Origin of the sequence: Bartonella sp. MR30HLJHH (assembly GCF_042194195.1) — a bacterium.
Classification (GTDB): domain Bacteria; phylum Pseudomonadota; class Alphaproteobacteria; order Rhizobiales; family Rhizobiaceae; genus Bartonella; species Bartonella grahamii.
Genome location: NZ_JBHIMO010000002.1, coordinates 122,047 through 134,186 on the forward strand (window position 1 = coordinate 122,047; position 12,140 = coordinate 134,186).

8 protein-coding genes and 3 pseudogenes are annotated in these 12,140 nt (G+C 40.0%); 10 read left to right on the forward strand and 1 reads right to left on the reverse strand.

Features of this window, described 5'->3' with window-relative positions; translation table 11 throughout:
• The 10 genes and pseudogenes from ACFIKR_RS01730 to ACFIKR_RS01775 form a co-directional block, all read left to right on the forward strand.
• Positions 1–1,314: pseudogene (locus tag ACFIKR_RS01730) on the forward strand (tol-pal system protein); the annotation flags it as partial.
• Positions 1,315–1,332: 18 nt separating this feature from the next.
• A complete protein-coding gene (gene tilS / locus ACFIKR_RS01735; RefSeq protein ID WP_375658581.1) occupies positions 1,333–2,820 on the forward strand; it encodes a tRNA lysidine(34) synthetase TilS in 1,488 nt (495 codons plus the stop codon).
• Positions 2,821–2,934: 114 nt separating this feature from the next.
• A complete protein-coding gene (ftsH, locus tag ACFIKR_RS01740; protein ID WP_375658582.1) occupies positions 2,935–5,085 on the forward strand; it encodes an ATP-dependent zinc metalloprotease FtsH in 2,151 nt (716 codons plus the stop codon).
• Between the two features lie 472 nt (positions 5,086–5,557).
• Positions 5,558–6,931 carry a phosphoglucosamine mutase gene (gene glmM, locus ACFIKR_RS01745; protein WP_375635540.1) on the forward strand — a complete coding sequence of 458 codons (1,374 nt, stop codon included), beginning with the start codon at positions 5,558–5,560 and terminating at the stop codon, positions 6,929–6,931.
• 281 nt (positions 6,932–7,212) lie between these two features.
• A complete protein-coding gene (locus ACFIKR_RS01750; RefSeq protein ID WP_375647376.1) occupies positions 7,213–7,395 on the forward strand; it encodes a hypothetical protein in 183 nt (60 codons plus the stop codon).
• Between the two features lie 300 nt (positions 7,396–7,695).
• Positions 7,696–7,806 (forward strand): annotated as a pseudogene (locus ACFIKR_RS01755) (type II toxin-antitoxin system RelE/ParE family toxin); the annotation flags it as partial.
• A gap of 16 nt (positions 7,807–7,822) precedes the next feature.
• Positions 7,823–8,094 (forward strand): annotated as a pseudogene (locus tag ACFIKR_RS01760) (HigA family addiction module antitoxin).
• A 169-nt stretch (positions 8,095–8,263) separates the two neighbouring features.
• On the forward strand, positions 8,264–8,452 hold the full coding sequence (locus ACFIKR_RS01765) for an antitoxin VbhA family protein (protein ID WP_375658583.1): 189 nt from the start codon (positions 8,264–8,266) through the stop codon (positions 8,450–8,452).
• Positions 8,439–9,962 carry a type II toxin-antitoxin system protein adenylyltransferase VbhT gene (gene vbhT, locus ACFIKR_RS01770; RefSeq protein ID WP_375658584.1) on the forward strand — a complete coding sequence of 508 codons (1,524 nt, stop codon included), beginning with the start codon at positions 8,439–8,441 and terminating at the stop codon, positions 9,960–9,962. Before ACFIKR_RS01765 ends, vbhT begins: the two co-directional genes overlap by 14 nt.
• 164 nt (positions 9,963–10,126) lie before the next feature.
• Positions 10,127–10,246, forward strand: a complete 120-nt coding sequence (locus ACFIKR_RS01775; RefSeq protein WP_375629687.1) for a type II toxin-antitoxin system RelB/DinJ family antitoxin — start codon at positions 10,127–10,129, stop codon at positions 10,244–10,246.
• Between the two features lie 835 nt (positions 10,247–11,081).
• Here the strand turns inward: ACFIKR_RS01775 and virB11 are convergent.
• Entirely contained in the window at positions 11,082–12,134 is a 1,053-nt protein-coding gene (gene virB11, locus ACFIKR_RS01780) for a P-type DNA transfer ATPase VirB11 (RefSeq protein ID WP_375658585.1), read from the reverse strand.
• Positions 12,135–12,140 lie beyond the last annotated feature (6 nt).

Below are 12,140 nucleotides of genomic sequence, written 5' to 3' on the forward strand. Positions count from 1 at the left end.
AAGAAAGCGCCTGAAGCAGCTGATAAAGCAGCATCTAGCGTGGAGGAAAAAGCCACTGACACTGTTAATAAGGCTATCGATGCAGTGAAGAAAGCACCTGATGCAGCTGATAAAGCAGCATCTGATGTGGTGGAAAAAGCCACTGACACTGTTAATAAGGCTATCGATGCAGTGAAGAAAGCGCCTGAAGCAGCTGATAAAGCAGCATCTAGCGTGGAGGAAACAGCCACTGACACTGTTAATAAGGCTATTGATGCAGTGAAGAAAGCACCTGAAGCAGCTGATAAAGCAGCGTCTAGCGTGGAGGAAAAAGCCACTGACACTGTTAATAAGGCTATCGATGCTGTGAAGAAAGCACCTGATGCAGCTGATAAAGCAGCATCTAGCGTGGAGAAAAAAGCTACTGACACTGTTAATAAGGCTATCGATGCTGTGAAGAAAGCGCCTGATGCAGCTGATAAAGCAGCGTCTAGCGTGGTGGAAAAAGCTACTGACACTGTTGATAAGGCTATTGATGCAGTGAAGAAAGCACCTGAAGCAGCTGATAAAGCAGCATCTAGCGCGGTGGAAAAAGCCGCTAGTGTTGTGGAGCACCAAGGGATTATTTTAGAGAATCAACAGGCTTTATTTAAAGATTATGATTTAGATAAGCTTTTGCATAAGATACGAATGGTGCTTGAGCATAATAATCTAAAAAATGTTAACAAGCAGTTTCATGGGCTTTTTGATAAAAAATCCCCGTCCGTTTATTCTTGCTCTTTTGAAAAGTCCGCTGTGGATGAAAAATCTCAGACTGTAAAAGAAGAGATGGAGCAGGAGCATAGTATAGGTGATCAGACAAAGGTTGCTGCTGTGGACGCTAAGGTGGAGAGCCATGATCATGAAAACAATCAACATTTTAACAAAGTGCATGAAGTAAGTGCTCCAATTGAAGCACATCAGAGTGACAATCTTTCTTCTTCTAAAGCTTTGTATAAGGAAGGGTATGATTTTATTCGTTCTGCCAACTATGTTGATGCTGAAAAAAGCTTTTGCGCTTTTCAAAATCGTTACAAAAAAGATTCTTTGAGTGATGATGCTTTATTTTGGTTGGCTGAATCTTTGTTGGGACAAAAACGCTATCATGAAGCAGCACAAGTTTATCTTACCGCATGGTATGCAGATAAAAAGAAGCTCTATACCTCCGAGATTTTGCTGAAATTAGCAAGAAGTATGATCGCTCTTGAGCCAAATAAAGACGATTGTGCTCATTTTGTGAAAAAATCAAAACATCAAAAAACATTAGAGTCTATTTTTTGTAAACCTGCAAAATAAATAGCGAGGTCGTTTTCGGTGTGCGTTAGACTGGCAAGAAATCTCTTTAAAACATCGGATTTTATTCAGTGTCAGAAGTTGATTCTTGCCGTCTCAGGGGGAAGTGATTCTTTGGCTTTGATGTTTTTGGTCAAAGAGCATTTGGAAACTCTCTCAGTTCCTCCAGAAATGATTGTTGTCACGGTTGATCATCAATTGCGTAAAGAATCAACGCGTGAAGTAGAAACTGTTGCGAAAATTTGTCGAGTCCATCACATTAAACATATTGCTGTGCGGTGGGAAGGTGAAAAACCAAAGACGCATATTGCTTCCAGTGCTCGTGTTGCACGCTATGATCTCTTGGTTAAAGAAGCACAAAAACAAGGCGCATCAGTTATTATGACGGGCCATACACTCAATGATCAGGTTGAAACCTATCAAATGCGGTATCAACGTCTCCAAAAAAATAGAGGTGCGTTGCACGGTGAAGTTGGTGCCGTGCGTGATGAGGTTTATTCCAGTGGTTTTGCCGGTGTTTTGCGCGGTGAAGCCGAAGGTATACATGATGAGGATCATGCCAGAGAAACGGGAAAAAATATTGCCGAAAAAAACTATGGTCTCCTATATGAGCGTGGTTTATCCTGTATTCCGCGTGAGGCGTTGTTGCATAGAAAAGTGCGTTTGATTCGGCCGCTCCTTGGTGTAAAACGCCAAACATTACGAAATTATTTACGCTTACAAGGACAAACATGGATTGATGATCCAACCAATGAAGATCGCAATTTTGAACGTGTGCGCGTGCGTCAATCTCTTCATCCTGAAAAATTGGCTTATATTGCTCAAAAAATAAATGAAGCCGCATTGCAGCGTCGTCAACAAGCGAAAAATATTGCTGATTTGATCTTAGCGCTGGATATTACTGTTCAACATGGGCGTTGTTTCATAGCAAAGCCTGCGCTATTTTTACAGAAACATTCCAGTTTTCCTTTTGTGATGGGGCTTTTTGCGGTGTTGATGGGAGGGGGATTTTATTTACTTTCCAATCAAAAATTAAACATGCTTGTTCAAAGACTCTGTCTCGATTCTCCAGAAAAGAAGCGTTTTACTTATGCGGGCTCTGTTATTGAATATAACAAGTACGGAATTTCTTTGTGGCGTGAAGGGCGGAATATGAAAGAGGCTATTGTTGAGCCAGATAAAACTTTTATATGGGATGGGCGCTATCAGATCACAAATCATGGATCTGAGGCTATAAAGATTGGAGCCGCAAATTTAGAACAGCTGAAATTTTTATTGAAAAATAGCGACTTTGAGCTTGAAAAGCCTCATTTTCCCTCTTTACAATCGCTGCTGATGATCTCAAATCACAAAGGGTATGATATTCCAGAGTTGATTTCTCAAGCAGTTGTTCATAAACATGTTATCATCAAGCGGATTATGGCACCTTTCGATTGGCTTTCCTCACGAGAAGATGCTGCCTTGGTAAATATTGTGGAACCTTTTTTTTATATTGAGGTGAAAAGATAAAGAAAAATTATGCTAAAAGAAAATAAACAGCTTCTCATCCCTTGGCAAGGGGCTGACAAGGTTATATGTTAAGGGGAACTGTTTGAAATCTATATTTGATTAAGTGGGCTGAATATGAATTCCAATTACCGCTCTCTCCTCATTTGGGGAGTTATTGCCTTCATTTTGATTGTGTCGTTTTCTCTCTTTAATGGAGATAGTCAGCGTTCTGGTGGTGGAGAAGTCTCCTATTCTGAATTTTTGCAAAAAGTTGAGAATAATGAGTTGAAATCTGTGACCATTCAAGGTCAAAAATTAACAGGACAAACCGTTGAACATAGAGCTATTTCAACCTATGCTCCTCGCGATCCAGGTTTGATACAAAAATTGGAAAGCAAAAACGTTAATGTTAAAGCTATTCCTGAAAGCTCTGGAAATAGCATTTTCCTCAATCTTCTCTTTTCCTTATTGCCTGTTATTATTATCGTGGGGGCGTGGGTCTTTTTTATGCGGCAAATGCAAAATGGATCACGCGGTGCAATGGGATTTGGGAAATCAAAAGCGAGATTGCTTAATGAAGCGCAAGGACGTGTTACCTTTAAAGATGTTGCTGGCGTTGAAGAAGCAAAGCAAGATCTTCAAGAAATTGTTGAATTTTTACGTGAACCACAAAAATTTCAACGCTTAGGGGGGCGTATTCCACGCGGTGTTTTGCTTGTTGGTCCTCCAGGAACCGGTAAAACTTTGCTAGCACGTTCTGTGGCAGGTGAAGCTAATGTGCCATTCTTTACCATTTCAGGGTCTGATTTTGTTGAAATGTTTGTTGGTGTTGGGGCGAGCCGTGTGCGCGATATGTTCGAACAGGCTAAAAAAAATGCACCTTGCATTATCTTTATCGATGAAATCGATGCTGTTGGACGTCATCGGGGGGCTGGACTTGGTGGTGGAAACGATGAACGTGAACAGACCTTAAATCAGTTGCTTGTCGAAATGGATGGGTTTGAGCCCAATGAAAGTATTATTCTTATTGCTGCAACAAACCGTCCCGATGTGCTTGATCCCGCGTTGTTAAGACCAGGGCGTTTCGACCGACAAGTTGTTGTGCCAAATCCTGATGTTTCTGGGCGTGAACAAATCTTGAAAGTGCATGTGCGCAACGTGCCTTTAGCACCTAACGTTGACTTAAAAATTTTGGCAAGGGGAACACCAGGATTTTCCGGTGCGGACCTGATGAATTTGGTCAATGAAGCTGCTCTTATGGCTGCGAGCCGTAATAAAAGAGTTGTCACGATGCAAGAATTCGAAGATGCCAAAGATAAGGTGATGATGGGGGCTGAACGTCGTTCAACCGCTATGACACAAGAGGAAAAGGAACTCACTGCTTATCACGAAGCAGGACATGCTATTGTGGCTCTTAATGTGCCGGTTGCTGATCCTGTCCACAAAGCAACAATCGTTCCAAGGGGAAGAGCATTGGGAATGGTGATGCAATTGCCTGAAGGTGACCGCTATTCCATGAGTTATCGATGGATGATTTCTCGTTTGGCCATTATGATGGGTGGACGTGTGGCTGAAGAATTAAAGTTTGGAAAGGAAAATATCACATCCGGTGCTTCTTCTGATATTGAGCAAGCAACTAAATTGGCACGCGCAATGATCACACGGTGGGGATTTTCTGATCTGCTTGGAAATGTAGCTTATGGCGATAACCAAGATGAAGTCTTTTTGGGTCATTCTGTTGCGCGAACACAAAATGTCTCTGAAGAAACAGCACGCATGATTGATATGGAAGTGCGTAAGCTTATTGATGATGCCTATAAAAATGCGACAAATATTTTGAAAACAAAAAGAAAAGAATGGTTTGCTTTGGCACAAGGTTTGTTGGAATATGAGACTTTAACGGGAGCTGAAATTAACGAAGTTATTGCAGGAAAGCCTCCTTCACGCACACAGAAAGATGAGGGTGCTGCGCCACGGGGATCTTCTGTTCCAAAAACTGGAAAAATGAAGACCGAGACAACAGTGGTAGATGAAAAAGATGCTGAAGCCGCCCCTCATAAAGCAGAGACCGATAAAGGCAAGGCAGGTAAAGCAGAGGTAGCTGTTGGGAAAAAAACAGCAAAATCCGGTAATGTTGAGCCTAAGGAGGCTCAGTCTAAAGAAGTGCAATCGGATGAGACTGAGAAAAAAGCGCAAAGCACAAAAGGTACCACAAAATCAGTCAACCGCTCTAAAAGTAATGCTGAAAAGAAGTCCAGTACTGCGGGAGATGATAAAGAAAAATAAGAACTGTTTAATAACGCTTGAGTAACGATGTTTTAGGAAAATTTCTAAATTCTTTGAGAAAGGCGCAAGCAAAGCTTGCGCCTTTAATGTAATATTTGCAAAAATATGGAAGCAAAAAATTAAGCAAAGCTGTTGTATGATGACAGTTTTAGCAGGCTATAAGGCGAGGTGGTATTTTCCTTTACGGATTTAGCAAGGTGTGAGGCTAGGCGATAGATTTCCTTGCGGATTTGGTAAGGTTTGAGGTTAGGTGCTGGGTTTCTTTACGGATTTAGCAAATGTGTGAGATTATCCTTTGGTTGAGAGGGGTTTAGATGTGTAGATGGTGAATAGGGTTCTTGATTGTCTAAATGCATGAAGGTTTAGACCAATGATCTGATTTTATATGGGGAGGGGGCCTATTGTACCAAGGGGGCTTGTTAGGGTTTTAAAGAAAAGCCAAGGGAAGAGTTATATATTAAAGGAAAGAGGCATGGTGCAAAAATATTTTGGTACAGATGGAATTCGGGGGAAAGCCAATTCATTTCCTATGACACCCGATTTTGCCATGAAGGTGGGGATGGCTGTAGGGGTTTTATTTCGCTCACAACATCAATCACGTCGTGTGGTGATTGGCAAGGATACACGATTATCTGGCTATATGTTGGAGAATGCTTTGGTTTCAGGGTTGACTGCTGCGGGGATGGAAGCTTTTTTATTGGGGCCAGTGCCAACACCTGCTGTTGCAATGCTTTGCCGTTCTTTGCGAGCGGATCTTGGGGTGATGATTTCTGCTTCTCATAATCCGTTCTATGATAATGGAATTAAACTTTTTGGTCCTGATGGTTTTAAACTTTCAGATGATATGGAAGCGAAAATTGAACAATTGATCGATACAGATCTTTCAAAGTCTTTAGCAAGTTCTTCTGAAATTGGTTATGCAAAACGGGTTGAGGGGGATATTTATCGTTATATTGAATATGCTAAACGAACTTTGCCGCGTGATGTTCGCTTAGATGCTTTGCGTATTGTTGTGGATTGTGCCAATGGAGCTGCTTATAAAGCTGCTCCCCGTGCTTTATGGGAATTGGGGGCTGAGGTTTTTGCTATTCATGATGAGCCTAATGGTACCAATATTAATCAAAAATGTGGATCAACCGATTTAAGCTCTTTAAAACGAAAAGTGCATGAAGTGCGTGCTGATGTGGGGATTGCTCTTGATGGAGATGGAGATCGTGTTCTCATTGTTGATGAAAAAGCACAAACGGTTGATGGAGATCAGTTGATTGCTGTAATTGCTGAAAATTGGCATAAAATGGGACGATTACGGTGCAATGGTGTTGTCACAACGATTATGTCAAATCTTGGACTGGAGCGTTTCTTGAACAGTAAAGGGTTGCACCTTGTAAGGACAAATGTTGGAGATCGTTATGTTGTCGACGCCATGCGCCAAAAGGGATATAATGTTGGTGGTGAGGCTTCTGGGCATATCGTGCTTAGTGATTTTGGTACAACGGGTGATGGTTTGGTGGCTGCATTGCAGATTTTAGCCTGTATGAAAGAAAGTCAAAGCCCTATGAGCCAATTGTGTAAACGGTTTGAACCTGTACCGCAAATTTTAAAAAATGTAACGATTAAAAATAAAAATGTACTGAAAAAAAATCCAGTCAAAGCGGCAATCGATAAAGCAACGCAACAATTGGGAAAAGAGGCACGGCTGGTGATCCGCGCTTCTGGAACTGAGCCGCTTATCCGCCTTATGGCTGAAGGCGATGCACGAGAAGTATTGGACACGGTCGTGACAGAGTTGATGGATGTTATTATCCATCATGATGTACGCATGGGTACTGCACTTGAGGAATCTTGAATTTTTTGAGAAAATTATCAGATCATCTTTTGATAAAGCTCTTATTGTAATGCGGGATTTTGGCAATTACAAAAGGTATGGTAGCTATGTTAGTGATGTAATAACGGTAATGGATACTCTATCTACTAATCAATTAAATAAAAAAGAGAAAAATAGAGTTCTAATAACTATAATGCGTAGAGTGTTCTATAGTTCGTAAGATATTAAAACCATGCCTTCTTTTGCTTGTTCGTAAACTAGTTATTATTTTAACAGAGTTTAGAGTAGGGGGGAGTTTATTATTGTTATTCATTCTTTTTACTGGATACACAGCGGGTGCAGCGCCCTATGAACATCAAACAGCAATGGTCATTGGTTATATCATCTTGATGTTTCTAAGCGCAGCTGCCAATTGGGGATATGATGCGCTCTTATTACGTTTAGCTCCCCTAATTATAAACTTATACTTTTCCGATAATGAGTAGAATAATTAGAAAGAGATGAGAATGATCAATTTTTTCACGACAGTTCTAATGTTTATAAAGTAAAAAAAGCCCTGTGATGTAAAAATAATGAACATTTTTTGTATCTTGGAGGGTTACACTCTATATTAATTTATGCTTTTAAGATTTAAACATAAAAGGATTGAAGCCTGCTATAATACTGGTACGACTAAAGGGTTTAGAACCGCCCATGCTCAAAAATTAAAGCGTATTCTAGGTGCCTTTGAAGTTGCTATATCGCCAAATGATTTCAATTTTCCGTCTTTTTGATTACATCTACTAAAGGGCGTTCTCAAAGGTTATTGGTCAGTTACCGTAAATGGAAATTGTCGCGTAATATTTCGCTTTGATGGCATAGATGTCGAAATGGTTGATTATCTGGATTATCATTAAAAAGGAGATCCAAACAATGATGAAGAATCCTTCACATCCCGGTGAATTATTGCGTGAAGATGTGATCAAAGAGCTTGGTTTATCCGTTAATGAAGCAGCAGAGCGGCTTGGTATTCTCGTGTAGCACTTTCTAGAGTTTTAAATGGAAAAGCCGCTATGAGTGCTAATCTTGCTATTAGGCTTGAAATGTCTGGTGTAAGCACAGCATGTGCTTGGCTCGCTATGCAAACAAATTATGATCTATCAAAAAAAATCCTTAACAACAGTCTCATGATCAAGATTGCATAAAAGAGTTTCAAACGGCGGTTAAGTTTTTGCAACAGAAACATGTGGAAGAGCTAAATCATGCGATAGCGCGTACAAAATCAAAAGATGTGAACGCGGGTAAGATAAGGAATAAAATCTTGTTTCTGTAGTCTGTTTGGCTATAATAAATATAAGCAAAGGAGGGTTTTATATGTTGAGTGAAGAGGAAATTAAGCGACGTCGCTTTGCTGCTAAAAATGCATTGGCAAGCCAACGTTTAGAGGGATTAGAGCCAGATCCGCTGGTTGTTGCGCAAATGGAGCGTGTTATTATTGGAGAGCTTGAAACAAGTGATATCATCAAAGATTATATGGAGCGGGTAAAACGTGGGGAAGTATAAGGGAAGCGGTGATCCTTATACTGATCTTGAAACTGGTGTGATGTATAATCGGCTTGGTATTAAAGACAAAGCCACACTGCAGCGCGTAGAATCTACGATTTCTTATGTAAAATCTTTCGAATTTGTACATACTCCTATTCGTGGTGAGTTTGATCTGAATTACATGAAAGAGATCCATAGAAGACTGTTTGGTGACATATATGAATGGGCGGGACAAGTTCGTTTAGTGGATATTGCCAAAGGCAATAGTATGTTTGCTAGTTATAATCAGATTGAAAGTTATGCACCGAAGATTACACAAAAGCTTGCAAAAGAACAGTATTTGTGTGGTCTTGGCGCTTATGACTTTAGCCAAAGGGCTGGGTATTACATGGGCGAGTTGAATGCGTTGCATCCGTTTCGAGAGGGGAATGGGCGTACTCAGCGTGAATTTATGGTGCAACTGGCTCGTGAAGCTGGTTATCATATCAACTGGAAGGGTATTGAGCGACAAGAAATGACACGTGCGTCAATTGAAGCACATTTTGGTAATTCAGAATATCTGTCTGCACTCATCTATAAGAACCTTACCAAGTTTACAGAAAATAAAAGGGATGATGTTTCTCAAGGTATTGGCAAAAATATTGCTTTTGGCGTTGATCTTAATAAAGAGTGCTTGGAACAACAAAAAGAGAAGATTGAAACTCCTTGGGATAGAGAAAAGACAAGTTTTGCTAAACGTCAAAAAGAAGAACTTGAAATTGAGCAATCGCAAAGGGATGTTAATGCTACGTTAAAAGCAACAGAACGAGAGCCATACCTTGCTGCTTATACGGATAACTCTAATCTAGAACAGAAGGTGCTAAGCGCTCTTAGAAATAAAAAGTCTTACGTTGATATGTTTAAAAGATTAAACAGTCGTTTAGCATCTATTTATAAAGATCCGCAAGAGGCTGCGCTTAGGATTGAGCAAACAATTTTAGCGGGTAAAGGCGATAAACTTCCTGATATTCTAGCTAAGTCTCCAGAGAGAGCTGGTGAGCTGCGTGGATCAGATCGTTTAATCGATAAACTCAAATCTACAGGAAAAGAACGAAAAGAAGCGCTTTATCATGTTCCTATTTCTGTTTCTATTATGAGAGAGCTTCAATCCTTTTATAAGAATTCTTATGAGACACATATGGATAGTTTTACGCGGGAGCGTGAACAGTTAAAAGTAGAGGTTCCGTCACTTTCACAAGAAGCAGTGACTTTTATGAAAAATGTTGAAGCTGGTCGTGATAGTTATTCAAAGATACCAGAGCAGGTTAGTGAAGAATTTTTAAAGCTGCAAAGTGCTTTAGATAAACGTTTTGGACATGATGCCATTTATAAATATGGTTTTGATTTATCAAAAGTGATCCCCAAAGAACAGTCTTATAATAAAGAACGCATAAAAGAGCTTCAAATGGCAGTTAAATTTTTGCAACAGAGACAACAGGAGAAAATCAACGCAATAGCGCGTGCAAGATCAAGAGATGTGATACGGTGAGGGTAAGGATAAGCCTTATGCTGTATAAGCCCTATTAAGCCATACGGTAAAAGAGAGGTAATCAAAGGAGGTTTAATGTGGGGGTGACAAAAGATGTTATACGATCCCGCATAGATAGGCGTTAAAAAGAAGCCCATGAAATATTAGCAAGTTGAGGACTTACGGTGTCTGATTTTATCCGTATTGTTTTGATAAAAGTTGTCAATGAAAAGGGATTGCCGTTTGATATGTATATTCCTAATGCGGAAACGCTTAAAACTTTTGAGAAAAGTGATAAGGGTTAAGAGATATGTATTGCTAAAGATAAGTAAGATTTGTTTCGTCATTTGGTTATTTGATATTTCTGATCATTCACTTCAAATTAGCTTTTAATTTACATCATTATCGTTATGGGTGTTTCCGTATATTGAATGATGTATGCAAACAGTGATTGAAATGGCAGCTTGTTGAATTTCTGCAAAAGAAGAAGGCATATCGCTTGAAGAATTATTTGATATTGTTTCTTTTATTGCTACTCATTCAGATGCTGGTGATCTTGTGGAAGGTACGAGAGGAAGCTAGGGAATGTCAGGTTTAAAAGCATGAGGGGTAAAAGAGGGAGATATAGGGTTATACCCTTTTTGGGTGGTCAAAATATTCCGGTGTTGATTGAAGATGTTTACAGTTAATCATCTTGAGGCAATTTGGCAAAATCAGAGAGGAATGCGTTGAAGAAAATTTTTATACTGCGCCTTGATGAATATCGAAAAGAATAATAATGGATAAGACAAATAAAGCAGGATCTGGTATATTAAAAGGTGTTTGTGAAGCTCTTGTCTGAAGCTAAAGGTGAAGTGGATGTCACTAAATTTTGTATCGATATTTCTGCAAATGTTGATGTCAAAAAAAATCAGAAAAGATATTGGGTTATAGATATCATTTTCGGCACGTTGTGGTTTTTGTGTGGGGCGCATTCGTGATTGGGAATGGGGATGATATTTTTACTTCTTTTTGCTTTCGATTATTGAAAATGAACTTGAAGCTATGGTGGTAATTTAGCACGCGATGATATCCGCGGCTTATAATCGTGTTTTTAAGAAAGCTCTATTGGTATAAAAGGGGTGTGAGGGTCGCGTTTTTTTAAAAAGCATCACGGCGTTTGAAAGGATCGTAATAGATTTCTGTTACACGAAATTTTCCTTCGAGGCGTTTACATTGGATGATGACATCAATCATCGAGATTAATAAGCCGCGGATATCATCGCGTGCTAAATTACCACCACCGTCACTTTCTTTGACTAAAAGGGTCATTTGTTCGAAGGCTGCAAGTGCTGTTGAGGCGTGGACGGTGGTAATGGAGCCGGGGTGACCAGAGTTGACATTACGGATGTAGTAAAAGGCTGTACCATCACGCAGCTCTTGTAGAAGGATTCTGTCGGGGCGCATGCGTAAGCCAGATTCAAGCAGTTCTTTTGCGCCTGCTTTTGCTAAGCCTTGGTTATCTTTTGAATAAAAGAGCTGCACTTTGTTGGCGTGCGGAACGACAAGTTCTGGCGTGTCTTCAATGGTGAGAATTCGTTCATAGTCAGGGATTTTTGCAATTAAAGCTTTAGAGAGGGTTGTTTTCCCAGAACCGGTTTTGCCCGATATTAAGATATTTTGTTGTGTAATAACGGCGCGTTCTAAAAAGGTGCAAAAATCTTTGGCGATAAAGAGATCTGTTAGCTCTTTGTCTGTATCAGAGAGTTCGGATAACCGTTCTGTCATTTGTTGCGTGGGTGTGAAACTGGTGTTTTGGGCGACAGAAAACAGATTGTTTTCATGTAAACTTTCAAGAGAAAAAGTGCGTGATGAAGGTTTACGAATGGTCATGCTAATGGTATTGGCTGCAACAGCTGGAGGCATAACAATTTGTATGCGTTCGTTGTTTGGCAGTGTTGCGGAGAGAACGGGGTTTTCTACACTGATTTTTTGTGTTGTGTAGGCAGCAACAACTTTCGCAATCCCTTCTAGTTCGCTGTAGGTTAGTTCTTTTAAGATGTGGGTTTGCCAACCATTGGGACCCTCAACGATTACTTCGCCGGGGCGATTGACAACAATTTCAAATAAATTTTCATCATTGAGGAAGTCATCTAAGATCTTTAATTTTGTTAAGACGATGGAGGCTCGTTCTGCATTTTTTGCTGATGGCATAATGTG

Excerpts from the sequence above, each read along its gene's own strand:
- ftsH (WP_375658582.1), top strand. The coding sequence starts at position 2,935 with ATGAATTCCAATTACCGCTCTCTCCTCATTTGGGGAGTTATTGCCTTC.
- glmM (WP_375635540.1), top strand. The coding sequence starts at position 5,558 with ATGGTGCAAAAATATTTTGGTACAGATGGAATTCGGGGGAAAGCCAAT.
- ACFIKR_RS01765 (WP_375658583.1), top strand. The coding sequence starts at position 8,264 with ATGTTGAGTGAAGAGGAAATTAAGCGACGTCGCTTTGCTGCTAAAAAT.
- virB11 (WP_375658585.1), bottom strand. The coding sequence starts at position 12,134 with ATGCCATCAGCAAAAAATGCAGAACGAGCCTCCATCGTCTTAACAAAA.